A 24412-nucleotide genomic window follows, 5' to 3' on the forward strand; every position below is an offset into this window, starting at 1 on the left:
GCGGGTGCCGCTATTCCTGCGGGGACTGCCGCGACGCCTGGGACCTGTGCGCGAGCTCGGCCCACACGTCCTTCACGCGGCGCTCCAGTTCCTCCAGCGGAACGTCGTTGTCGATGACGATGTCGGCGATCTCGCGGCGCTGCTCGCGCGAGGCCTGGGCGGCCATCCGCGCGCGGGCGTCCTCCTCGCTCATGCCCCGCCGCCGCACGAGCCGGTCCAGCTGGGTCTCGGGAGCCGCGTCGACGACGATGACCAGGTCGTACAGCGGTGCCAGCCCGTTCTCCGTGAGCAGCGGGACGTCGTGGACGACGACCGCGTCCTCGGCGGCGGCCTCCTCCAGCTCGCGGGAGCGGGCGCCCACCAGCGGGTGCACGATCGAGTTGAGGGTGGCGAGCTTCGCCGGATCGGCGAAGACGATGGAGCCGAGCCGGGGCCGGTCCAGGCTGCCGTCCTCGGCGAGGATCTCCTCGCCGAAGGCCTCCACGACCGCGGCGAGGCCCGGCGTCCCCGGTGCGACGACCTCCCGGGCGATGCGGTCCGCGTCGATCAGCACGGCTCCGCACTCGACGAGCAGCCGTGACACCTCACTCTTGCCGGCGCCGATGCCACCGGTCAGGCCCACCTTCAGCATGGCCGCAGCCTAGACGCTCCGCTGGGGGCGCCGGGTGGAGGGGCGGCCCACTCGGACGGGGGCCCGGCCCCGTGCGTGCGTCCCTACCGCACGCCACGGCCCACGGTTACGGCGCGCCCGTTCCTGGCCGTCGCGTGCAGCGTGCGGCGTGCAGCGCCGTGAGGGCCGGTCGCGCAGTCCCCCACATCCCTGGGGCGCCAAGCCCGAGGGGCACCCGTCAGGTGTCGCCTTCTCGTTCCGCCAGGAACTTCTCGAACTCCCGGCCGATCTCGTCCGCCGACGGGATGTCCACCGGCTCGGCGAGCATGTTGCCGCGGGTCTCGGCACCGGCCACGGCGTCGTACTGGTGCTCCAGGCCCTCGACGAGGGCGGTGAGGTCCTCGTCGCCCTCGCGGATCTGCCGGTCGATCTCCGTCTGGGTGCGGTGGGCGTCCGAGCGCAGGGCGTGGGCGATGCCGGGCAGGACCAGTCCGGTCGCCGCCGTGATGGCCTCCAGGACCGTCAGGGCCGCGTCGGGGTAAGGCGAGCGGGCGATGTAGTGCGGGACGTGCGCGGCGACGCCCAGGACGTCATGGCCGGCCTGGAGCAGGCGGTACTCGACGAGGGACTCGGCGCTGCCGGGCACCTGCGCCTCCTCGAACGGGCTGCGGTGGCCCGGGACGAGGTCGGTGCGGTTGCCGTGCGGGGTGAGGCCGACCGGTCGGGTGTGCGGGACGCCCATGGGGATGCCGTGGAAGTTGACCGAGAGGCGGACGCCGAGCCGCTCGACGATCTGCCGCACGGCCGCGGCGAAGCGCTCCCACTCCACGTCCGGCTCGGGGCCGGACAGCAGCAGGAAGGGGGCGCCGGTGGCGTCCTGGACGAGCCGGACCTCGATGGCGGGGTCCTCGTAGTCGCTCCAGCGGTCGCGCTTGAAGGTCAGCAGCGGACGGCGGGCGCGGTAGTCGACGAGCCGGTCGTGGTCGAAGCGGGCCACGACCTGGTGGGGCAGCGAGTCGAGCAGCCGGTCGACGATCTGGTCGCCCGTCTCGCCCGCGTCGATGTAACCGTCGAAGTGGTAGAGCATGACAAGTCCGGCCGACTCCTGGGCGAGCGCCATGTCGACGACGGCCAGCCCCTTCGGCTCCCATGCGTACAAATCCTGCGGATCAAGCACAGTGACCGCTCCTCCTCGTGTCCGTACGTGACAACGCCCTTGCGGCCGTGGCCATTCCCCGAGGAGGAGAAATTCGATCTTGGCAGCGGGGTCGACGGCCCTTTCCCGAGGGGCCGGGCAACGCCAAGGGGCCGCACCCGGGAAGGTACGGCCCCTCGGTCAGGAGCTACTGCTCAGTGAGCGTTCAGCTCTGGCCGCCGGCCAGCTTCTCGCGAAGCGCGGCGAGCGCCTCGTCCGAGGCCAGCGCGCCGGAGTTGTCCGGGCCCTCGGAGGAGTACGAACCGCCACCGGACGCGGCCGGAGCGGCGGCCTCGCCACCCTCGGCAGCGGCCTTCTCGTCCGCCTCGCGGGACTTGATGACCTGCGCCTGGTGCTGCTCGAAGCGCTGCTGCGCCTCGGCGTACTGGCGCTCCCACTCCTCGCGCTGCTTCTCGTAGCCCTCGAGCCAGTCGTTGGTCTCGGGGTCGAAGCCCTCGGGGTAGATGTAGTTGCCCTGGTCGTCGTAGGACGCGGCCATGCCGTACAGGGTCGGGTCGAACTCGACCGCCGACGGGTCGGCACCGAAGGACTCGTTGGCCTGCTTCAGCGAGAGGCTGATGCGACGGCGCTCGAGGTCGATGTCGATGACCTTGACGAAGATCTCGTCGTTGACCTGGACGACCTGCTCCGGGATCTCCACGTGGCGCTCGGCCAGCTCGGAGATGTGGACCAGACCCTCGATGCCCTCGTCCACGCGGACGAACGCACCGAACGGAACCAGCTTCGTGACCTTGCCGGGCACGACCTGGCCGATCTGGTGGGTGCGGGCGAACTGCTGCCACGGGTCTTCCTGGGTCGCCTTCAGCGACAGGGAGACACGCTCGCGGTCCATGTCCACGTCGAGGACCTCGACGGTGACTTCCTGGCCGACCTCGACAACCTCGGACGGGTGGTCGATGTGCTTCCAGGACAGCTCGGAGACGTGGACCAGACCGTCGACGCCACCCAGGTCCACGAAGGCACCGAAGTTGACGATCGAGGAGACGACGCCGGAACGGACCTGACCCTTCTGGAGGGTCGTGAGGAACGTCTGGCGGACCTCGGACTGGGTCTGCTCCAGCCAGGCACGGCGGGACAGGACCACGTTGTTGCGGTTCTTGTCCAGCTCGATGATCTTGGCCTCGAGCTCCTTGCCCACGTAGGGCTGGAGGTCGCGGACGCGGCGCATCTCGACCAGGGAGGCCGGGAGGAAGCCACGGAGGCCGATGTCGAGGATGAGACCACCCTTGACGACCTCGATGACGGTACCGGTGACGATCCCGTCCTCTTCCTTGATCTTCTCGATGGTGCCCCAGGCACGCTCGTACTGGGCGCGCTTCTTCGAGAGGATCAGGCGGCCTTCCTTGTCCTCCTTCTGGAGGACGAGGGCCTCGATCTCGTCACCGACGGCGACGACCTCGTTCGGGTCGACGTCGTGCTTGATCGAGAGCTCGCGGCTCGGGATCACGCCTTCGGTCTTGTAACCGATGTCGAGCAGGACCTCGTCCCGGTCGACCTTCACGATGACGCCGTCGACGATGTCGCCGTCGTTGAAGTACTTGATCGTCTCGTCGATCGCGGCGAGGAAGGCTTCCTCGTTACCGATGTCGTTGACCGCTACCTGCGGGGTGGTGGCGGTGGTCTCGGTGCTGCTCGTCATGTGGGAAAGGGCTCCGGTACGGACATTGAAGTCGTAGGTACTGCTACGCCGGAGCCCGTTTCGCTCTGCAGAAGCCGGACAGCCAAGGAAGCGCCACACAACAACGGTGGCGCCTCGACAACCGAGGGGACATACATACAGATGCGAGCGCAGCCTGCTACGTCTGAGGTGCGCAGGCCCGCAGCGCAACTTGTAGCATACGGGGGCAGCCGGGCAGGGTCAATGCGCGAAGCCGCCCACGCGGGGCGGAACACCGCATACCCGGCACAAGTCGTGTCGTTCGAGGCCACGCGGGCCCTGCGACGACCCCTTCGTGACCTCCGGGACCGGCTGGACGGAAGAGTACGACGAGGGAGCCGATCATCCAAGAGCCCGAAGCGTCCGAACCCGAGGCCACCCGGCGCACCGCCGGGGTCACGGAGAGCTCCCGCGCCAACCGTGGCTGGTGGGACCGCAACGCGGACGAGTACCAGACCGAGCACGGCACGTTCCTCGGCGACGACCGCTTCGTGTGGGGCCCCGAGGGCCTGGACGAGGTGGAGGCGGAGCTGCTCGGCCCGCCGGAGGAGCTGAAGGGCCGGGACGTGCTGGAGATCGGCGCCGGCGCCGCCCAGTGCTCGCGCTGGCTGGCCGCCCAGGGGGCGCGTCCGGTGGCCCTGGACATCTCGCACCGGCAGCTGCAGCACGCGCTGCGGATCGGCGGAACGTTCCCGCTGGTGTGCGCCGACGCCGGCGCGCTGCCCTTCGCGGACGGCTCCTTCGACCTGGCCTGCTCCGCGTACGGGGCGCTGCCGTTCGTCGCCGATCCGCGGCTGGTGCTGCGCGAGGTGCGCCGGGTGCTGCGCCCCGGGGGGCGACTCGTCTTCTCGGTGACGCACCCGATCCGCTGGGCCTTCCCCGACGAGCCGGGCCCCGAGGGCCTGTCGGTGTCGGGCTCGTACTTCGACCGCACGCCCTACGTCGAGCAGGACGAGGAGGGCCGCGCGGTCTACGTGGAGCACCACCGCACCCTGGGGGACCGCGTCCGGGACGTCGTCGCCTCGGGCTTCCGGCTGGTGGACCTGGTGGAGCCGGAGTGGCCGGCCTGGAACACCTCCGAGTGGGGCGGCTGGTCGCCGCTGCGCGGCAACCTGATCCCGGGCACGGCGATCTTCGTGTGCGAGCGGAGCGAGGCGGGGGTGCCCCCGGCTGAGGGCTGAGGGCTGAGGGCTGAGGGAGGGAACGATCCGCGCGCGCGTGCGGGATGCACCCGCGCGTGCGGGGCGGCCGCGCCGCCGTACGACACTGAGGTACGTGATCCGTTACGACGCCCTGGACGCCCTGCCCGTACGCGACGCCCTGCCCGGTCTGACCGGCGCCCTGGACGCGCGCGGCACCGCGGTGCTCGTCGCGCCGCCCGGCACCGGAAAGACCACCCTGGTGCCCCTGGCGCTGGCGGGGCTGCTCGGGGAGGGGCGGCCGGGGCGGCGGGTGGTCGTGGCCGAGCCGCGGCGGATCGCGGCCCGGGCGGCGGCGCGGCGGATGGCCTGGCTGCTGGGTGAGCGGGTCGGCGAGAGCGTCGGCTACACCGTGCGCGGGGAGCGGGTCGTCGGGCGGCACACGCGCGTGGAGGTCGTGACGACCGGGGTGCTGCTGCAGCGGCTGCAGCGCAACCAGGAGCTGGCCGGCGTGGACGTGGTGGTGCTCGACGAGTGCCATGAGCGGCATCTGGACGCGGACACCGTGGCGGCGTTCCTGTGGGACGTGCGCGAGACCCTGCGTCCGGAGCTGCGGCTGGTGGCCGCCTCGGCGACGACGGACGCGCAGGGGTGGGCGGAGCTGCTGGGCGGTGCGCCCGTGGTGGAGGCGCGCGGGACGGCCCACCCGGTCGAGGTGGTGTGGGCGCCGCCGGCCCGTCCCGTGCGGCCGCCGCACGGGACGCGGGTCGATCCGGCGCTGCTGACGCACGTGGCGTCGGTGGTGCGGCGGGCGCTGGCCGAGCGGGACGGGGACGTGCTGTGCTTCCTGCCGGGCGTCGGCGAGATCGCCCGGGTGGCGGGGCAGCTCGGGGAGCCGGCCGGGGTGGACGTGCTGCAGGTGCACGGGCGGGCCCCGGCGGCCGTGCAGGACGCCGTGCTGGCCCCCGGGGAGCGGCGGCGGGTGGTGCTGTCGACGTCGGTCGCGGAGTCGTCGCTGACGGTGCCGGGGGTGCGGGTCGTCGTGGACTCGGGGCTGGCGCGTGAGCCGCGGGTGGACCACGCGCGCGGGCTGAGCGCGCTGACGACCGTGCGGGCGTCGCGGGCGGCGGGGCGGCAGCGGGCGGGGCGGGCCGGGCGTGAGGCGCCGGGGGTGGTGTACCGGTGCTGGGCGGAGGCCGAGGACGCGCGTCTGCCGCGGTACCCGTCGCCGGAGATCAAGGTGGCCGATCTGACGGCGTTCGCGTTGCAGGTGGCGTGCTGGGGTGATCCGGACGCGTCCGGGCTGGCCCTGCTGGACGCGCCGCCCTCCGGGGGCATGGCGGCGGCCCGGGAGGTGCTGGGCGCCGTGGGGGCGGTGGACTCCGCGGGGCGGGCCACCGAGCGGGGTGTCGTCCTGGCCCGGCTGGGGCTGCATCCGCGGCTGGGGCGGGCCCTGGTGGATTCGGTGCCGCTGGTGGGAGCGGAGCGCGCCGCGGAGATCGTCGCCCTGCTGAGCGAGGAGGCTCCCCGGGAGTACGGGGACGATCTGGCGGGCGCGTTGCGGCGGGCCCGGCGCGGGGGTGACGCCTACTCCTCGCGGTGGCGCGGCGAGGTGCGGCGGCTGCGGGGTGCCGTGCCCGGAGCGTCGCGTCCTCCGGTGCCTTCCCTGGCGGACTCGCCGGAGGAGCGGCAGGCCGGGGTCGTCGCCGCTCTCGCCTTTCCCGAGCGCGTCGCCAGGAGCGACGGCGGGTCGTACCTGATGGTCTCCGGGACCCGTGCCGAGGTCGGTGACGGGAGCGCGCTGCGGGGCGCCCCCTGGATCGCGGTCGCCGTCGCCGACCGGCCCGTCGGGAAGGGGCACGCGCGGGTGCGGCTCGGGGCGGCGGTCGACGAGGACGTGGCACGGCTCGCGGCCGGGGCGCTGCTGGCCGAGCGGGACGAGGTCGGGTGGGACGGCGGGGACGTCGTGGCGCGCCGGGTGGAGCGGCTGGGGGCCGTGGAGCTGACCGTGCGGGCGCTGCGGGACGCCGATCCGCAGCTGGTGCGCGGTGCGCTGCTGGAAGGGCTGCGGCGGGAGGGGTTCGGGCTGCTGCGATGGTCGCCGGAGGCCCTGGTGCTGCGGCAGCGGCTGGCGTTCCTGCGGCTGCGTCTCGGTGAGCCCTGGCCGGACGTCGGTAACGATTCCCTCCACGCGCGCGTGGAGGAGTGGCTGGAGCCGGAGCTGAGCCGGGCCCGGCGGCGGGCGGATCTGGCGCGGATCGACGCCGGGGAGGCGCTCGCCCGGTTGCTGCCGTGGGCGTCCGGTGAGGCCGCGCGGCTCGACGAACTCGCTCCGGAGCGGATGACCGTGCCGAGCGGGTCGCGGATCCGGATCGACTACGCGCGGCCCGAGCAGCCTGTGCTCGCGGTGAAGCTGCAGGAGATGTTCGGGCTCCAGGAGTCGCCCCGGGTCGCCGGCGTGCCCCTGCTCGTGCATCTGCTCTCCCCGGCCGGGCGGCCGGTGGCCGTCACCGCCGATCTCGCCTCGTTCTGGCGGGACGGCTACCAGGGCGTACGGGCGGAGCTGCGGGGGCGCTACCCGAAGCATCCGTGGCCGGAGGACCCGGCCGGGGCCGAGCCGACGCGGCACACCAACGCGCGGCTGAGGCGGTGACCGGCGAGGGGTCCGCCGACTCCGTGGCCGCGGGACGGCGCCGGCGGCGGCTCGGGGCCTCCCTGTACAGCGCCAGGGAACGGGTACACCGGCGGGGCCTGATACACCGTCAGGTTTCCCGTGCGGAACGGCGCCCCCCCCCGGAGGCGAACGGCGCCCCTCTGGAGGAAGGGCGCCGTGCGTCGTACCTGAGGGTTACGCGCTCGGACTGGCCGAAGGGCTCGGCGCGGACGTCTCCGCGGCCGCCACGGTCAGTTCGACGGTGAGGGTCGCTCCGCCCGCGGTGGTGATGCGCAGCAGGAACGTGCCGGTCGTGTCGTCCGCGTACAGCTTGGGCAGCGTCAGCAGGCCCTTCGCGTCGGTCTTCAGGCCCGCCAGGGTGCGCACGGGCTTGCCCGCGGCGTCCTTGAAGTAGGGGCCCTTGTCGTTGGCGGTGGCGTCGGCGGCCGACTTGACGAGGGTGGCGGTGGCCGCGACACCGTCGGCGACGGCGCCCTGGTACGTCGCCTTCACCTGCACCGGGGCGGCGAACTCGCCGCCGGCCACGCAGGTCAGCGCCGCGTCGGAGGTGCGGGCGAGCTTGTCGGCGGCGCGTTCGGTGACGGTGGCCGTGTAGTCGAGGCCCGCGACCGTCCGGCCGACGACCGTGGCCCGGATGGTGACGGCGCCGGTCTTCTCCCCCGCCTGCAGGGCGGGCGCGACGGCCACGCCCGAGCTGTTGGTGGCGACCGTGGCCACGCTCTCGCCGCCGGTGAAGGTGGTGTCCGTGTCGCCGAGGATCGTGAACCGGACGCGGACCTTGGCGACGGCCTTGCCCGCCTTCGTCTCGGCGCGGGTGCTGATGCGCTGGGCGAACGCGTCGCCCGCCATGGCGGTGAGCTTCGCCGGTCCCGCGTTCTCCAGGTGGTCCACCGTGTCGGTGGGCGTGGGGGACGTCGAGGGCGGTGGGGTCGAGCCGGGCGGGGTGGAGGGCGGCTTGGGGGTCGCGTTGCCACCGCCGGGCTTCTCCGGCTTGGGGCTGGGCTTCGGCTTGGAGGCGCCCTGGCCGGGCGTGCTCGGCGCGGCCGGGCCGGCCGGCGTGGACCGGTCGCTGCTCGCGCCGGAGCCGCCGTCGCTGCGGTTGCCCGGCAGCGTGCCCGTGCCGTCGGGGACCTCGTGCGTGCCCTTGCGGTAGAAGTCCAGCCACCTCATGACGAGGTTGAGGTACTCGCGCGAGTTGTTGTAGCTGAGGATCGCCTTGTCGAGGTCGTCCTGGTCGGACAGGTCCCAGTTGTTGCGGCACAGGTAGTGGCCGGCGGCGAGGGCGGCGTCGTAGATGTTGTTGGGGTCCTTCTTGCCGTCCGCGTTGCCGTCGCGGCCCGCCCACGCCCAGGTGGACGGAATGAACTGCATGGGACCGACGGCCTGGTCGTACGCGCTGTTGCCGTCGTACGCGCCGTTGTCGGTGTCCTTGATGAGGGCGAAGCCGTTGCCGTCGAGCTGCGGTCCGAGGATCTTCCCGATCGTGGTGCCCTCGGCGTCGACCCGGCCGCCGCGGGCCTGGCCGGACTCCACCCGGCCGATGGCCGCGAGGAGTTGCCAGGGCAGGTTGCAGCCGGGCTTGGACTCGCGCAGCGAGGCCTCGGCCTTCTTGTACGCGTCGAGGACGGTGGCGGGAATGCCCGCCTCGGTCTCGCCCTTGCCGCTGGGGGACGGTCCGGTGGACGGGGAGGGGTTGGGGCTCTTCAGCGGCGGCAGGTCCGTGTAGTACGGCGAGTTGCCGGTGGCGCTGCCGTCGGAGGCGCTGACGTCGGGCGACGGGGTGGCGTCGGCGGCGGTCTGTCTGCCGTGGTCGTTCACGCCCGGGGCCTGGGAGGCGGACAGGGCCGCCACCGCCACCGCGGCCACGGCGGTCGTCGCCGCCCCCTTGCGCAGCCTCCTGCCGAATTGCGCCGCCATAGAGTGAACCCCTCCCGTGGACGCCCGAGCGCCCGTCTCTGTCTGTTGCGCTCCGTGTGGTGCGTTCGCGTACTGCTGTTGCGTTCGCTCTGTTGTGACGATCGACCGGCCCGAGTGGTTGCCCTCCACGGGGACATCTCTCCACCCCGGCACGGTGACCCTGGCGACCCTACGACAACTTGCTTTGCTCAGACACCCGTTCGTGCCCGGTTTTCACCGGTTGGCCATGTGGAGGGCACCGCGAGGTTCCCCTCCACGGCGTCCCCCATACTGAGGACCCTGTGATCCCCCCGCCGAACACCGTCGCGAGGAGCCGAGTTGCCGTTCACGCTGAGCCATGCGGCAGCCGTCCTGCCCGCCGTGCGGACCGATGGGAGCGGGCGGGGCCGGCTGGTGCCGGCGGTGCTGGTGGCGGGTTCGTTCGCGCCCGACATGACCTACTACGCGGCGAGTGTCCTGCCCGGGGCGATGGAGTTCGGGGACGTGACGCACTCCTTTCCCGGTGTGTTCACGCTCGATGTGCTGGTCGCCTGGGCGCTGGTGGGGCTGTGGCTGCTGCTGCGTGAGCCCGCGGTGGCGCTGCTCCCGCGGGCCCGGCAGGGGCGGGTGGCCGCGCTGGTGCGGTGCGGGGCACCCCGCGCGCGGATACGGCCGTCGCTGGTGGCGTGGTGGTACGGCTCCGCGGTGCTCGGGGCGCTGACGCATGTCGTGTGGGACGCGTTCACGCATCTCGACCGGTGGGGGATGCGGATGTTCCCCGTGCTGGGGCGGGAGGTCGCGGGCTCGCCGCTGTACTGGTACCTGCAGTACGGCGGTTCGGCGGTGGCCGCGGTCGTGATCGCCGTGTTCGTGGCGCGGGCGCTGCGGCGGATGCCGGGGGGCGAGCCGGTGGGCGTTCCGGTGCTGTCGGCCGGGGACCGCTGGGCGGCCGTGGCCGTGATCGGCGGTCTCGCCCTGGTGGGGGCGGTTCAGCGGGCCCTGCGGTGGTGGGCCTACTGGGGGTCGGCGGCCAAGCCGTGGGAGATCATCCCGACGGTGTGCTTCGGCGCGGGCGCGGGACTCGTCCCGGGGCTGCTGCTGTACGCCGTGGCCGTCAGGGTGTGGCGTCCGGACCCGGTGCGCGAGGTTCCCGGACCCCTCGGCGAGGAACCGAGCCGCTCGACGGTCCGCTGAGCGTGCCGGGGCGTCGGCTGCGGTGGTGCCGTGGACTGGGTCGATCGATGCGGCAGAGGCCGTCCGTGCCCGCCGGGGCGGTGCGCCGCCCACGCCCGGGCGTTGTCAGGCGCCGCCGGAGATCCGCGGTGCGCGGCGCACGGCCGTGGGCTTCGAGCCGGGTGTCAGGCGCCGCCGCACGTCTGTCGCCGCGCGACGCAAGGCCGTGGGCTTCGGACCGGGTGTCAGGCGCCGCCGGACATCCGTCACCGCGCGGCGCAAAACCGTCGGCCTCCGACCGGGCGCCAATCGCCGCCGGACATGAGCCGTCGGCCCCGGGCCCTGCGCCAGGCGCCGCCGCACATCCGTCACCGCGCGGCGCAAAGCCGTCGGCCTCCGACCGGGCGCCAAACGCCGCCGGACAAAAACCGTCGGCCCCGGGCCCTGCGCCAGGCGCCGCCGCACATCCGTTGCCGCGCGGCGCACGGCCGTGCGCTTCGGACCGGGTGCCAGGCGCCGCCGGACATCCTCCGCCGCGCGGCCGAGAACCCTGGGCTTCCAGGTGGGCGGCAGGCGCCGGCGGAAGCGTTACGTGTCGACGGTCAGGGTCGTGGACGGGGCGGTCGGGATGCGCATCGTGCTGGCGGTGACCGCGACGGCCGGGGTCGGCGGGAGCACCGCGCGCAGTCCCCCGCGCACTCTGACGCGCGGTGTCACGCCTGGGGCCGGGCGGCTGATGAGCGTGCGTATACCCATGCCCGCATCCTTGCGACGGCCGGGGGACGGGGCGTCTTCTCGGCGGCCACGTGAGTGACGGGCCTGACGGGCCGGTGAGGCCGCCGGGGGGCCTGGGACGGCAGGTGCTCCAGGGCGTCGGGAGCCGCGGCCCCGTTCGGAGTCGCCCCCCGGCGCCCTGGTGCATTCGCTAGTGCGCCGCCGACTCCCAGTCCGGTCCCGCGCCCACCGAGACGCCCAGCGGCACCCGGAGCCGCACCGCGTTCGCCATCTCCCGGCGGACCAGTTCCTCCGCGGCCGGCCGCTCGCCCGGGGCGACTTCGAGGACGATTTCGTCGTGCACCTGCAGGAGCATGCGGGAGGACAGACCCGCCTCCTTCAGCGCGCCGTCCACCTTGAGCATGGCGATCTTGACGATGTCGGCCGCCGTGCCCTGGATCGGCGCGTTCAGGGCCATCCGCTCGGCGGCCTCGCGGCGCTGGCGGTTGTCGCTGTTGAGGTCGGGCAGGTAGCGCCGGCGTCCGAAGAGCGTCGCCGTGTAACCCGTCGCCCGGGCCTCGTCGACCGCCCGGCGCAGATAGTCCCGCACGCCGCCGAACCGCTCGAAGTACGCGTCCATCAGGGCGCGCGCCTCCGCCGCCTCGATGTTCAGCTGCTGGGACAGGCCGAAGGCGGACAGTCCGTAGGCCAGGCCGTACGACATGGCCTTGATCTTGCGGCGCATCTCGGCGTCCACCGCGTCCGGCTCGACCGCGAAGACCTGGGAGGCGGCCGTGGTGTGCAGGTCCTCTCCCGAGGTGAACGCCTCGATCAGGCCCTCGTCCTCGGAGAGGTGGGCCATCACGCGCAGCTCGATCTGGCTGTAGTCGGCCGTCATCAGCGACTCGAAGCCCTCGCCGACGACGAAGCCGCGGCGGATCGCCCGGCCCTCGTCCGTACGGACCGGGATGTTCTGGAGGTTGGGGTCCGTCGAGGAGAGGCGGCCGGTGGCGGCGACCGTCTGGTTGAACGTGGTGTGGATCCGGCCGTCCGCGGCGATGGTCTTGATCAGACCCTCGACGGTGACGCGCAGCTTGGCCTGCTCGCGGTGGCGGAGCATGATCACCGGCAGTTCGTTGTCCGTCTGGCCGGCCAGCCAGGCCAGTGCGTCGGCGTCCGTGGTGTAGCCGGTCTTGGTGCGCTTGGTCTTGGGCAGGGCCAGCTCGCCGAAGAGGACCTCCTGGAGCTGCTTGGGCGAGCCCAGGTTGAACTCGTGGCCCGCCGCCGCGTGGGCCTCCTTCACCGCCTGCTGGACGGCGCCCGCGAACATCTGCTCCATGGCCTCCAGGTGCGACCGGTCGGCCGCGATGCCGTGCCGCTCCATGCGGGCGAGCAGCGCGGACGTGGGCAGCTCCATGTCGCGCAGCAGGTCCGCGGCGCCGACCTCCTCCAGGCGGCTCTCGAAGGCCTGGCCCAGATCGAGGACGGTACGCGCCTGGATCATCAGGGCCTCGGCCTCGGCGGCGTCGTCCGCGCCGAAGGCGAGCTGGCCGTCGGCCGCGGCGGCGGGGGCGAGCTCGCGGTGCAGGTACTCCAGGGACAGCGCGTCCAGGTCGAAGGAGCGGCGGCCGGGCTTGACCAGGTAGGCCGCGAGAGCGGTGTCCATGGTGACGCCCTCGACGCTCCAGCCGTGCTCGGCGAAGACGCGCATGGCGCCCTTGGCGTCGTGGAGGACCTTGGGCCGCTCGGCGTCGGCGAGCCAGGCCGCGAAGGCCGTCTCGTCGGCCTCGTCCAGCTGGGAGGGGTCGAACCAGGCGGCCGGACCGCCGGGCGCGGCCAGGGCGACCTCGGCGACGGAGCCGCTGCCCAGCGCCCAGGTGTCGACCGTGGCGATGCCGACGGGTCCGGTGGCGTGCTCCGTGAGCCAGGCCGTGAGCTCGCCGGTGGCGAGCACCGTGCCGTCCAGCTGCACGCCTTCCGTGCTGATCGGGGTGGTCTCGGCTTCCTCCGCGCCGGGGTCGACGGCGAAGAGCCGCTCGCGCAGCGAGGGGTTGCGGATCTCCAGGGTGTCCAGGACCATCGCGACGGCCTTGCGGTCGTACGGGGCCCGCTCCAGCTCCCTGACTCCCTTGGGGAGCTCCACCCGGCGCTCCAGCTCGGTGAGGCGGCGGTTGAGCTTGACCGCTTCGAGGTGGTCCCGGAGGTTCTGCCCGGCCTTGCCCTTGACCTCGTCGACGCGCTCGACCAGCTCGGCGAACGAACCGAACTGGTTGATCCACTTCGCGGCGGTCTTCTCTCCGACGCCGGGGATGCCCGGGAGGTTGTCGGAGGGGTCGCCGCGCAGGGCCGCGAAGTCGGGGTACTGCGCGGGCGTCAACCCGTACTTCTCGAACACCTTCTCCGGGGTGAAGCGGGTCAGCTCGGAGACGCCCTTGGTCGGGTACAGGACGGTCGTGTGCTCGCTGACCAGCTGGAACGAGTCCCGGTCGCCGGTGACGATCAGCACGTCGAAGCCCTCGGCCTCGGCCTGCGTGGCGAGCGTGGCGATGACGTCGTCCGCCTCGAAGCCGTCCACGGCGAAGCGGGCGGCGCCCATCGCGTCGAGGAGCTCGCAGATCAGCTCGACCTGGCCCTTGAACTCGTCCGGGGTCTTGGAGCGGTTCGCCTTGTACTCCGTGAACTCCTGGGAGCGCCAGGTCTTGCGGGAGACGTCGAAGGCGACCGCGAAGTGCGTGGGCGCCTCGTCGCGCAGCGTGTTCGCCAGCATCGACGCGAAGCCGTAGATCGCGTTCGTCGGCTGGCCCGTCGCGGTCGTGAAGTTCTCCGCGGGCAGCGCGAAGAACGCGCGGTAGGCCAGCGAGTGCCCGTCCATGAGCATCAGTCGCGGACGGCTGCCGCCGGAGGTCGTGTCGGTCGTCTTCGATGCTGTCTCTGCCACGCCCCCGATCCTGCCACGCCCCACTGACACTCGACCCCGCCCCCGGCCGTGCCGGGCCGTGCCGAGCGTCGCCGCGCCCTCCGGACCCCCGACCCGTGCCCTGCCCTGCAGCCCCCTGCCCTGCCGTGGCCCGCCGTGCCTGGCCGGACAGCGACACGGACGACGGCAAGGGCACCGCGGGCACAGATCCCTCAAAGAGGGCGCCGCGCGACCACGCGCCTTCATGCCCCCGCCCCGTCCCCACCGCCCTCACGCCGTGTCACCGCCCCGTGCGAGGATCGGAGACGTACCTCACAGCGCAGTCGAAGGGGAGCGTGCGATGGCGTCGAAGCCGCCCAAGAGTGATCCGGTCCAGGACGCGCCGCGGGTCGCCGGGCCGCAGCACGCGGCAGCGGGGCTCCCCGCCATCGGCCACACCCTGCGCGTCGCCCAGCGGCAGATGGGCGTCAAGCGCACGGCGCTGACGCTGCTGAGCGTGAACCAGAAGGACGGCTTCGACTGCCCGGGCTGCGCCTGGCCGGAGCCGGAGCACCGGCACAAGGCGGAGTTCTGCGAGAACGGCGCGAAGGCGGTCGCGGAGGAGGCCACGCTGCGCCGGGTCACGCCGGAGTTCTTCGCGGCCCATCCGGTCGCCGACCTGGCCGGCCGCAGCGGTTACTGGCTCGGTCAGCAGGGCCGCCTCACCCACCCCATGTACCTCCCGGAGGGCGGCACGCACTACGAGCCGGTCACCTGGGAGCGCGCCTTCGACATCATCGCGGAGGAGATCGCGGCCCTCGGCTCCCCGGACGAGGCCGTCTTCTACACCTCGGGCCGCACCAGCAACGAGGCCGCGTTCCTCTACCAGCTCTTCGCCCGCGAGCTCGGCACGAACAACCTCCCCGACTGCTCGAACATGTGCCACGAGTCGTCCGGCTCGGCCCTGTCGGAGACCATCGGCATCGGCAAGGGCAGTGTCCTGCTGGAGGATCTGTACCAGGCGGACCTGATCATCGTCGCCGGCCAGAATCCCGGCACGAACCACCCGCGGATGCTCTCCGCCCTGGAGAAGGCCAAGGCCGGCGGGGCGCGGATCATCAGCGTCAATCCGCTGCCCGAGGCGGGCCTGGAGCGCTTCAAGAACCCGCAGACCGCGCAGGGCATGCTCAAGGGGGCCGCGCTCACGGACCTGTTCCTGCAGATCCGCATCGGCGGCGACCAGGCGCTGTTCCGCCTCCTGAACAAGCTGATCCTGGAGCGGGAGGGCGCGGTCGACGAGGCGTTCGTGCGGGAACACACGCACGGCTTCGAGGAGTTCGCCGAGGCCGCCCGGGCCGCCGACTGGGACGAGACGCTCAGGGCGACGGGCCTGACCCGCGAGGACATCGACAAGGCCCTCGCCCTGGTCCTGTCCTCCGAGCGGACCATCGTGTGCTGGGCGATGGGCCTGACCCAGCACAAGCACTCCGTGCCCACCATCCGAGAGGTCGTCAACTTCCTGCTGCTGCGCGGCAACATCGGCCGCCCGGGTGCGGGCGTGTGCCCGGTGCGCGGGCATTCGAACGTGCAGGGCGACCGCACGATGGGCATCTTCGAGCGCCCCGCCCCGGCCTTCCTGGACGCCCTGGAGCGGGAGTTCGGCTTCGCGCCCCCGCGCGAGCACGGCTACGACGTCGTACGGGCGATCCGCGCGCTGCGCGACGGCGAGGCGAAGGTGTTCTTCGCGATGGGCGGCAACTTCGTCTCGGCGTCGCCGGACACGGAGGTCACGGAGGCGGCCGTGCGGCGGGCCCGGCTGACGGTGCACGTGTCGACGAAGCTGAACCGCTCGCACGTGGTCACCGGCGCGCGGGCGCTGATCCTGCCGACGCTCGGCCGCACGGAGCGCGATCTGCAGGGCGGCGGCGAGCAGTTCGTGACGGTGGAGGACTCGATGGGCATGGTGCACGCCTCCCGGGGCCGTCTGGAGCCCGCGAGCGAGCACCTGCTGTCGGAGCCGGCCATCGTGTGCCGGCTGGCCCGCCGGGTGCTGGGCGAGACCAGCCGCACGCCGTGGGAGGAGTTCGAGAAGGACTACGCGACGATCCGGGACCGCATCGCGCGCGTGATCCCCGGCTTCGAGGACTTCAACGCGCGCGTGGCACGCCCGGGCGGTTTCGCGCTCCCCCACGCCCCGCGCGACGAGCGCCGCTTCCCGACCGCCACCGGCAAGGCCAACTTCACGGCGGCTCCCGTGGAGTACCCGGAGCTGCCCGAGGGCCGCCTGCTGCTGCAGACGCTGCGCTCGCACGACCAGTACAACACCACGATCTACGGCCTGGACGACCGCTACCGGGGCATCCGGGGCGGCCGCCGGGTGGTGCTGGTCAACCCCGAGGACGCCGGGGCCCTGAAGCTGGCGGACGGGGCGTACGTGGACCTGGTGAGCGAGTGGAGGGACGGCGTGGAGCGCAGGGCGCCGGGCTTCCGGGTCGTGCACTACCCGACGGCCCGGGGCTGTGCGGCCGCCTACTACCCGGAGACCAACGTGCTGGTGCCGCTGGACGCGACCGCGGACACCAGCAACACCCCGGCCAGCAAGTCGGTCGTGGTGCGTCTGGAACAATCGGCGACCGACTGAGCGTTCGCTCAGGCACCGAAGGAAGCCGCAGCGATCAGGACGAACGGAGCCCGGCCCCATGGGTGAGCAGCAGCATGTGAAGTTCCCGCAAGAGGTCATCGACGAGTACGCCGCGCTCGGCGTGGACCTCCCGGCCCTGTTCTCCGCGGGCCACCTCGGCACCCGGATGGGCGTCCAGATCGTCGAGGCCTCGGCGGAGCGGGTCGTCGGGACGATGCCGGTGGAGGGCAACACCCAGCCCTACGGGCTGCTGCACGGCGGGGCCTCCGCGGTGCTGGCCGAGACGCTCGGCTCGGTCGGCTCGATGCTGCACGGCGGCAGCTCCAAGATCGCCGTGGGCGTCGACCTGAACTGCACGCACCACCGCGGGGCCCGCTCCGGCGTGGTCACGGGCGTGGCCACCCCCGTGCACCGGGGCCGCACGACCGCCACCTACGAGATCGTCATCACCGACGAGAACGACAAGCGGGTGTGCACGGCCCGGCTGACCTGCCTGCTGCGCGACGTCAAGCCGGGCGACGAGGAGTTCGTCCGCTCCGCGAGCTGACCGACGTAGGGAAAACCCTGGAGGGGCGGCCGCGCTCTTGCCGCGGCCGCCGCCGGGCGCTTCACTGACGCTCCCCCCCACAGGAGAAGGCCCGTCCCACCCCCAGAAGGGTTTCTCTTGAGCTCCGTACGCGCCATCGCCGTCATCGCCGCGGCCAGTGCCGCCGTGCTCGCCACCGCGCTGCCGTCCTCCGCCATCAACTCCTACAACGCCACGCCCGCCCCCGAGCGCACCGAGGTCGGCGCGCTCGTGGCCACGTGGGACGACGACGGCACCCCGGCGACGCCCGACCGGATCGACTGGGTCTGCTCCGGCACCATGATCGACCGGGACACCTTCCTGACCGCCGCGCACTGCACCACCGACTGGCCCGAGAACGTGCGGTTCTACGTCTCCCTCGACCAGGACGTGCAGGCCGGGCTCGACGCGGCCGCGAAGAAGCACCCCGGCGACCCCGCCGCGCAGGCCGCAGCCGTCGCCGTGCCGGGCACCGCCCACTCGCACCCCGGCTATCCCGGACCCGCCTCCGACACCCACGACATCTCGGTGATCCAGCTGTCCGCGGCCACCGTGCAGGCCCGCTGGAGCTTCACCCCGGCCGCCCTGCCCACCGCGAACCAGCTCGGCGGGCTGGGGCCGCAGGGCCTGAGCGCCGCCGACTGGGTCGTCGCCGGCTACGGCACCCAGGAGGCCGCCAACGGCCCCGGCGGCCACACCCACTCCGGCGGCGGCGTCCGCATGAAGGCACCCGTCACCTTCAACGCCCTCAACGACTCCTGGGCCCGGCTCGCGATGACCGCGCCGCAGGGCAACGGCGGTGCCTGCTACGGCGATTCGGGCGGGCCGAACTTCGCGACGATCGGCGGCAAGCGCATCCTGGCTTCCACCACCATCACCGGTGACACGCCCTGCTACGCGACCAATGTGACGTACCGTCTGGACACTCCCGGCGCCCGCGCGTTCCTCGCGCCCTTCACGCGGCTGCCGTAGCCGGTACCGGCCGCACCACCGCCGAAACGCCCCGCCGCACCGGGTCCCGTCCCGGTGCGGCGGGGCGTTCGGCATCCCGCTTCCCGCATCCGCAGGAGTGGGAAAAAGCCGTTTTCGCCGGTATGGCAGTCGGCGATCTCGCCGCCCTACCATTTCTCTACGTAACGCTCCGTAACGCGCGCGCAATACAACACCCGCGTTTTCCTCTTCGGCCGCGTCCACATCCGGAACCTTTCCGATCTTGTGCGTGCGGCCCGCGGCCCGGGCGGCACACGATCTCAGCCACGGCCAACCGGAAGTGCGTGTTCTCAGAATGCGGACTTCGGAGAAAATCCACCAAACCCGCCGAGAGGGTCCCTCGCCCAGACCGGGCATCCACGCCGTCATAACAAGAAAGTCACAAGCGAGCCCGCACCACTGACCCTGCCCTTACCCCGGGCTTAGAGTCACGGCCAGTCACCGCTCCACATCGGGAGTTCGGTACCAGCGCGGCACTCACCCCCCGACCAGGGCGGGGCCTGCCTGTGAAAGGACTGATTGTGCGACAGCGTTCCTTGGTGATTCTTACCTCCGTTCTCACGACCGGAGCTCTGACTCTCACCGCCTGCGGTTCCCGAGACGACAGCGGTGACAAGGGCGGAGACAGCGGGAGCAGCACGACGCTGACCATCGGCGTCGACGCCCCCCTCTCCGGTGAGAACTCGACCACCGGCCTCGGCATCCAGTACGGCGCCCAGATAGCCGTCGACGACGCCAACAAGAACAACTGGGTCCCGGGCGTGAAGTTCCAGCTCAAGGCCCTCGACGACAAGGCGCAGCCCGCGACGGGCCAGTCCAACGCCACCAACATCGTCGGCGACAAGACGGCCGTCGGCGCCGTCGGCCCGCTGAACTCCGGCGTCGCCCAGACGATGCAGCAGGTCTTCGCCTCGGCCAACATGGTCCAGATCTCCCCGGCGAACACCAACCCGGAGCTGACCCAGGGCAAGAACTGGCAGACGGACAAGAAGCGCCCGTTCAAGACCTACTTCCGCACCGCCACCACCGACGAGCTGCAGGGCAGCTTCGCCGCCGGCTACGCGTTCAACGGCCTCAAGAAGAAGAAGGCCTTCGTCGTCGACGACAAGCAGACCTACGGCGCCGGCCTCGCCAAGATCTTCGCCGAGCAATACAAGAAGCTCGGCGGCAAGGTCGTCGGCACCGACCACGTCAACACCGGCGACAAGGACTTCGGCTCCCTCGTCACCAAGATCAAGAACTCCGGTGCCGACCTGCTCTACTACGGCGGCCAGTACGACGAGTCCGCGCTGATCACCAAGCAGCTCAAGGACGCCGGCGTCAAGATCCCGCTGTTCGGCGGCGACGGCATGTTCGCCTCCACCTACATCGAGGCCGCCGGCAAGTCCTCCGAGGGCGACCTCGCCACGGCGATCGGTGTCCCCGCCGACACCCTGCCCGCCGCCAAGCAGTTCATCCAGACCTACAAGGACAAGGGCTACAAGGGCGACTACGGCGCCTACGGTGCCTACGCCTACGATGCCACCACCGCCATCATCAAGGCCGTGAAGGCCGCGGCCGACGCCAACGGCGGCAAGGTGCCCAGCGACATCAACGACCTGCGCTCCAAGGTCGTCGACGGTGTCCAGAAGTCCGACTTCGAGGGCCTCACCGGCAAGATCGCCTTCGACCAGTACGGCGACACCACCAACAAGCAGCTCACGGTCTACCAGGTCGAGAAGGGCGCCTGGAAGGCCGTCGAGACCGGCACCGCCGACCTGCAGTAATACCGGCCCCCCCATAGCCGCACCACGGGCCGCGCGGGAGGACGACCCCGACCGCGCGGCCCGTTTTCACACCCCCACACAGCACGCGACCACGCACGCATCCAGTGCACACGACCACCAGCGACATGGAGGCCATGCGGTGAACACCCTGCCGCAGCAGCTGGCCAACGGGCTGCTTCTCGGCTCGATGTACGGGCTGATCGCCATCGGCTACACGATGGTGTACGGCATCGTCCAGCTCATCAACTTCGCGCACGGCGAGATCTTCATGACCGGGGCGTTCGGCGCCCTCACGGTCTACTTCTACATCCTGCCCGACGGCACCTCGATGGCTCTCGCCGTACCCCTGATGCTCCTCGGCGGCGCCCTCGTGGCCATCCTCATAGCCGTCGGGGCGGAACGGTTCGCCTACCGGCCCCTGCGCGGAGCACCACGCCTGGCACCGCTCATCACGGCCATCGGTCTCTCCCTGGCCCTCCAGGAGGTCGTGCGCAACTTCTACCCCGGCGCCGACCGCGCCCGCGCCTTCCCCGGCCTCGACGCCACCCACGAGATCGGCTCCGTCACCATCAAGGACGCCGACATCTTCCTCATCCTCGCCGCCGTCATCTGCATGGCCGCCCTCGCCTTCTTCGTGCGCCGCAGCCGCACCGGCCGCGCCATGCAGGCCACCGCGCAGGACCCCGACACCGCGCAGCTGATGGGCATCGACACCAACCGCATCATCGTCATCGCCTTCGCCATCGGCGGCTTCTTCGCCGCCGTCGCCGCCGTCGCCTACGGACTCAAGTACGGCAACGTCGACTACCGCATGGGCTTCCTGATGGGCCTCAAGGCCTTCACCGCGGCCGTCCTCGGCGGCATCGGCAACATCTACGGCGCCATGCTCGGCGGCATCGTCCTCGGCATCGCCGAAACCCTCGCCTCCGCCTACATCGACGAGATCCCCGGCATGCAGCAGCTCGGCGGCCAGAGCTGGGCCAACGTGTGGGCCTTCTGCCTCCTCATCCTCGTGCTCCTCCTCAGGCCACAGGGCCTGCTCGGCGAGCGCGTCGCGGACAGGGCGTGATCACATGACCGAGACGACCAAGACCGAAGTGCCGGACGCCGCCCCCACCCCGACGCCCGCACCGCGCGGCCTCGTCCCGCTGCCCCTGGCGGCCGCCCGCGCCCTGCTGCTCGGCGGCGGCATCGCCACCGCGGCCTCCGCGTTCCTCGCCTGGACTTGGACCGACGAGTTCCCCGGCGACCTCACCATCAACGGCTACCCCGGCGGCCTGCAGTGGCTCACCTTCACCGCCGGGCTGCTCACCGCGCTGTACGCGCTCGCCGCCTACGGCATCCGCGGCCTCGGCTGGCTGCTGCCCGCCCGCAACAACGCCCCGCTCGTCCTCACCGCGCTCGGCGGATTCGCCGTCACCTGGTTCACCGTCATCGCCATCAGCGCCGAGCTCGGCGGTGTCGTCAACCTCGAACCCGGCGGCTGGATCGCGGCCGTCGCCTCCCTCCTGCCGGTCCTCGGCGCCTTCGCCCTGCCCCAGGAGCACACCGGCGAGGGCACCAAGGAAGCCCTCAAGGCCTACCTCGCCAAGCCCGAGCGGATCACCGCCCCCCAGGCCGCCGCGCCCTGGGTCCAGCGCGCCGTCATCACGATCGTGACGATCATCGGCCTCGGCGTCTTCACCTACGGCATCGACACCGAGTACGGCGAACTCTTCGTCGGTTACCTCTTCGTCGTCGTCTTCGCCATCTGGGCGCTGCACACCGCCGGCCTCCTCGACCGCTTCTCCGCGCTCGTCGCCGCCAACCGCAGCTTCACCCTCGCCATGGGCTTCGCCGCGGCCATCGCCTTCCCCTTCACCCAGACCGACGACCACTACGCCAACATCGGCGTCAACATCCTGATCTTCGGGACCGTGGCCCTCGGCCTGAACATCGTCGTCGGCCTCGCCGGCCTGCTCGACCTCGGATACGTCGCCTTCCTCGGCGTCGGCGCCTACACCGCCGCCCTGGTCTCCGGCTCCGAGTTCTCCACCATCTCCGGCGTCCACCTGCCCTTCTGGGCCTCCGCCCTGGCCGGCGCCGCCGCCTCCCTGGTCTTCGGCGTCCTCATCGGCGCCCCGACCCTGCGGCTGCGCGGCGACTACCTCGCCATCGTCACCCTCGGCTTCGGTGAGATCTTCCGCATCGCCGTCAACAACATGGACGGCCAGTCCGGACCCGACGTCACCAACGGCCCCAACGGCATCCCCTCCATCCCCGACCTGAACCTGTTCGGGTTCAACTTCGGACAGGCCCACGACATCGGCGGGTTCACCCTCGGCCGGTTCGCCAACTACTACCTGCTGATGGTCCTGATCATGGCCATCGTGGTCCTGGTCTACACGCGCGCCGCGGACTCCCGCATCGGCCGCTCCTGGATCGCCATCCGCGAGGACGAGACCGCCGCCACCGCCATGGGCATCAACGGCTTCCGCGTCAAGCTCATCGCCTTCGCCCTCGGCGCCGCCCTCGCCGGCCTCGCCGGCACCGTCAGCGCCCACGTCACCTACAGCGTGGTCCCCACGCCGTACCAGTTCGCCGGCTCCACCCCGCCCAACTCCGCGTTCCTCCTGGCCGCGGTCGTCCTCGGCGGCATGGGCACGGTCGCCGGACCGCTCCTCGGCGCGGCCCTGCTCTACCTCCTCCCCGAGAAGCTCGTCTTCCTCCAGGAGAAGTCGCTCCTCGCCTTCGGCATCGCGCTCATCCTGCTGATGCGCTTCCGCCCCGAGGGCATCATCGCCAACCGCCGGCGCCAGCTCGAATTCCACGAGACCGGCCAACTCGACGTACCGAAACAGACCACGCTGACCGACGAACCGGCCGTCACCAAGGCGGGGGCGTAACCATCATGACGACACCAGTACTCGAAGCCCGCGACGTCACGATGCGCTTCGGCGGCCTCACCGCCGTCCGCTCCGTCGACTTCACGGTCAACGCCGGCGAGATCGTCGGCCTCATCGGCCCCAACGGCGCGGGGAAGACCACCTTCTTCAACTGCCTCACCGGCCTGTACGTCCCCACCGAGGGCACCGTCTCCTACAAGGGCACCGTGCTCCCGCCCAAGCCGCACCTGGTCACCCAGGCCGGCATCGCCCGCACCTTCCAGAACATCCGCCTGTTCGCCAACATGACGGTCCTGGAGAACGTCCTCGTCGGCCGCCACACGCGGACCAAGGAAGGCCTCTGGTCGGCCCTCCTGCGCGGCCCCGGCTTCAAGAAGGCCGAACGCGCCAGCGAGGAACGCGCCATGGAACTCCTGGAGTTCATCGGCCTCGCCCACAAGCGCGACCACCTCGCCCGCAACCTCCCCTACGGCGAGCAGCGCAAACTGGAGATCGCCCGCGCCATGGCCTCCGAGCCCGGCCTGCTCCTCCTCGACGAGCCCACCGCCGGCATGAACCCGCAGGAGACCCGGGCCACCGAGGAACTCGTCTTCGCCATCCGCGACAAGGGCATCGCCGTGCTGCTCATCGAGCACGACATGCGCTTCGTCTTCAACCTCTCCGACCGCGTCGCCGTCCTCGTCCAGGGCGAGAAGCTCGTCGAAGGCACCCCCGACGTCGTGCAGGCCGACGAACGCGTCGTCGCCGCCTACCTCGGAGAGCCCTTCGAAGGCGACCCCGGCGAGGCCGAAGCCGCCGAGGTCGAGGCCGCCGAAGCCGCCGCGGAAGCGCCCAGCACCGCCAGCAGCACCAAGGGAGAAGCCAAGTGACCGCACTCCTCGAGGTCGAGGACCTCCGGGTCTCCTACGGCAAGATCGAAGCCGTCAAGGGCATCTCCTTCAGCGTCGACGCCGGACAGGTCGTCACCCTCATCGGCACCAACGGCGCCGGCAAGACGACCACCCTGCGCACCCTGTCGGGCCTGCTCAAGCCGACGTCCGGGAAGATCCTCTTCGACGGCAAGCCCCTCAACGGGATCCCCGCCCACAAGATCGTCTCCCTCGGCCTGGCCCACTCCCCCGAGGGCCGGCACATCTTCCCGCGCCTGACGATCTTCGAGAACCTCCAGCTCGGCGCCTTCCTCCGCAAGGACAAGGAAGGCATCGAGAAGGACATCCAGAAGGCGTACGACCTCTTCCCCATCCTCGGCGAACGCCGCAACCAGGCCGCCGGAACCCTCTCCGGCGGCGAGCAGCAGATGCTCGCCATGGGCCGGGCCCTGATGTCCCAGCCCAAGCTGCTCATGCTCGACGAGCCCTCCATGGGCCTCTCCCCGATCATGATGCAGAAGATCATGGCGACCATCTCGGAGCTGAAGTCCCAGGGCACGACGATCCTCCTGGTCGAGCAGAACGCCCAGGCGGCGCTCTCCCTGGCCGACCAGGGCCACGTCATGGAGGTCGGCAACATCGTCCTGTCCGGCACGGGCCAGGACCTGCTGCACGACGAGTCGGTGCGCAAGGCGTACCTGGGCGAGGACTGAGGTCCCGG

The 24412-nt window shown here is 71.8% G+C and carries 17 protein-coding genes; 11 read left to right on the forward strand and 6 right to left on the reverse strand.

Translation table 11 applies throughout. From position 1 onward, the window contains the following. Positions 1–10 precede the first annotated feature (10 nt). The 3 genes from coaE to rpsA form a co-directional block, all read right to left on the reverse strand. The gene (gene coaE, locus ACIGAN_RS21435) at positions 11–631 is read right to left on the reverse strand and encodes a dephospho-CoA kinase (protein ID WP_399859577.1); all 621 of its coding nucleotides are present in this window, start codon (positions 629–631) and stop codon (positions 11–13) included. A gap of 217 nt (positions 632–848) precedes the next feature. Next, positions 849–1787: a PAC2 family protein gene (locus tag ACIGAN_RS21440; RefSeq protein ID WP_365089378.1), complete on the reverse strand. Its 939-nt coding sequence runs from the start codon at positions 1785–1787 to the stop codon at positions 849–851. A 184-nt stretch (positions 1788–1971) separates the two neighbouring features. Continuing rightward, the gene (rpsA, locus tag ACIGAN_RS21445; protein ID WP_114251453.1) at positions 1972–3465 is read right to left on the reverse strand and encodes a 30S ribosomal protein S1; all 1494 of its coding nucleotides are present in this window, start codon (positions 3463–3465) and stop codon (positions 1972–1974) included. Positions 3466–3827: 362 nt separating this feature from the next. On the opposite strand from rpsA, the gene ACIGAN_RS21450 reads away from it, so the two are divergent. Further along, positions 3828–4664 (forward strand): class I SAM-dependent methyltransferase, encoded by an 837-nt coding sequence (locus tag ACIGAN_RS21450; RefSeq protein WP_399859694.1) that lies wholly within the window; start codon positions 3828–3830, stop codon positions 4662–4664. A gap of 94 nt (positions 4665–4758) precedes the next feature. Further along, positions 4759–7275 carry an ATP-dependent helicase HrpB gene (gene hrpB / locus ACIGAN_RS21455; RefSeq protein ID WP_399859580.1) on the forward strand — a complete coding sequence of 839 codons (2517 nt, stop codon included), beginning with the start codon at positions 4759–4761 and terminating at the stop codon, positions 7273–7275. A gap of 195 nt (positions 7276–7470) precedes the next feature. Here hrpB and ACIGAN_RS21460 read toward each other — a convergent pair whose 3' ends face one another. Beyond that, positions 7471–9213, reverse strand: a complete 1743-nt coding sequence (locus tag ACIGAN_RS21460) for a lytic transglycosylase domain-containing protein (RefSeq protein ID WP_399859583.1) — start codon at positions 9211–9213, stop codon at positions 7471–7473. A 318-nt stretch (positions 9214–9531) separates the two neighbouring features. Here ACIGAN_RS21460 and ACIGAN_RS21465 point away from each other — a divergent pair, with 318 nt between their 5' ends. Next, complete coding sequence (locus ACIGAN_RS21465; RefSeq protein ID WP_399859585.1) at positions 9532–10386, forward strand: DUF4184 family protein; 855 nt, start codon at positions 9532–9534, stop codon at positions 10384–10386. A gap of 567 nt (positions 10387–10953) precedes the next feature. Here the strand turns inward: ACIGAN_RS21465 and ACIGAN_RS21470 are convergent. Then, entirely contained in the window at positions 10954–11121 is a 168-nt protein-coding gene (locus ACIGAN_RS21470; RefSeq protein ID WP_399859588.1) for a hypothetical protein, read from the reverse strand. Between the two features lie 169 nt (positions 11122–11290). Continuing rightward, complete coding sequence (polA, locus tag ACIGAN_RS21475; protein WP_365089370.1) at positions 11291–14017, reverse strand: DNA polymerase I; 2727 nt, start codon at positions 14015–14017, stop codon at positions 11291–11293. Positions 14018–14336: 319 nt separating this feature from the next. On the opposite strand from polA, the gene ACIGAN_RS21480 reads away from it, so the two are divergent. The 8 genes from ACIGAN_RS21480 (at position 14337) to ACIGAN_RS21515 (ending at position 24404) form a co-directional block, all read left to right on the forward strand. Next, positions 14337–16616, forward strand: a complete 2280-nt coding sequence (locus ACIGAN_RS21480; protein WP_399859591.1) for an FdhF/YdeP family oxidoreductase — start codon at positions 14337–14339, stop codon at positions 16614–16616. Between the two features lie 58 nt (positions 16617–16674). Next, positions 16675–17163: a PaaI family thioesterase gene (locus ACIGAN_RS21485; protein WP_365089367.1), complete on the forward strand. Its 489-nt coding sequence runs from the start codon at positions 16675–16677 to the stop codon at positions 17161–17163. Between the two features lie 117 nt (positions 17164–17280). Continuing rightward, positions 17281–18153: a trypsin-like serine protease gene (locus tag ACIGAN_RS21490; protein WP_399859594.1), complete on the forward strand. Its 873-nt coding sequence runs from the start codon at positions 17281–17283 to the stop codon at positions 18151–18153. Between the two features lie 554 nt (positions 18154–18707). After that, complete coding sequence (locus tag ACIGAN_RS21495; protein WP_365089363.1) at positions 18708–19937, forward strand: branched-chain amino acid ABC transporter substrate-binding protein; 1230 nt, start codon at positions 18708–18710, stop codon at positions 19935–19937. Between the two features lie 139 nt (positions 19938–20076). After that, the gene (locus tag ACIGAN_RS21500) at positions 20077–21006 is read left to right on the forward strand and encodes a branched-chain amino acid ABC transporter permease (RefSeq protein WP_333931276.1); all 930 of its coding nucleotides are present in this window, start codon (positions 20077–20079) and stop codon (positions 21004–21006) included. A gap of 4 nt (positions 21007–21010) precedes the next feature. Continuing rightward, on the forward strand, positions 21011–22822 hold the full coding sequence (locus ACIGAN_RS21505) for a branched-chain amino acid ABC transporter permease (protein ID WP_399859596.1): 1812 nt from the start codon (positions 21011–21013) through the stop codon (positions 22820–22822). A gap of 5 nt (positions 22823–22827) precedes the next feature. After that, positions 22828–23691 carry an ABC transporter ATP-binding protein gene (locus ACIGAN_RS21510; RefSeq protein ID WP_399859598.1) on the forward strand — a complete coding sequence of 288 codons (864 nt, stop codon included), beginning with the start codon at positions 22828–22830 and terminating at the stop codon, positions 23689–23691. Beyond that, complete coding sequence (locus ACIGAN_RS21515) at positions 23688–24404, forward strand: ABC transporter ATP-binding protein (protein WP_365089358.1); 717 nt, start codon at positions 23688–23690, stop codon at positions 24402–24404. The genes ACIGAN_RS21510 and ACIGAN_RS21515 overlap by 4 nt, the downstream gene beginning before the upstream one ends. Positions 24405–24412: the final 8 nt, after the last annotated feature.

The organism is Streptomyces sp. NPDC085931, from assembly GCF_044540565.1.
In the GTDB taxonomy this organism is placed as follows: domain Bacteria; phylum Actinomycetota; class Actinomycetes; order Streptomycetales; family Streptomycetaceae; genus Streptomyces.

Bases quoted from the DNA above. Each gene is read 5' to 3' on its own strand.
- coaE (WP_399859577.1), bottom strand. From the start codon at position 631: ATGCTGAAGGTGGGCCTGACCGGTGGCATCGGCGCCGGCAAGAGTGAG.
- rpsA (WP_114251453.1), bottom strand. From the start codon at position 3,465: ATGACGAGCAGCACCGAGACCACCGCCACCACCCCGCAGGTAGCGGTC.
- ACIGAN_RS21460 (WP_399859583.1), bottom strand. From the start codon at position 9,213: ATGGCGGCGCAATTCGGCAGGAGGCTGCGCAAGGGGGCGGCGACGACC.
- ACIGAN_RS21470 (WP_399859588.1), bottom strand. From the start codon at position 11,121: ATGGGTATACGCACGCTCATCAGCCGCCCGGCCCCAGGCGTGACACCG.
- ACIGAN_RS21480 (WP_399859591.1), top strand. From the start codon at position 14,337: ATGGCGTCGAAGCCGCCCAAGAGTGATCCGGTCCAGGACGCGCCGCGG.
- ACIGAN_RS21485 (WP_365089367.1), top strand. From the start codon at position 16,675: ATGGGTGAGCAGCAGCATGTGAAGTTCCCGCAAGAGGTCATCGACGAG.
- ACIGAN_RS21505 (WP_399859596.1), top strand. From the start codon at position 21,011: ATGACCGAGACGACCAAGACCGAAGTGCCGGACGCCGCCCCCACCCCG.
- ACIGAN_RS21510 (WP_399859598.1), top strand. From the start codon at position 22,828: ATGACGACACCAGTACTCGAAGCCCGCGACGTCACGATGCGCTTCGGC.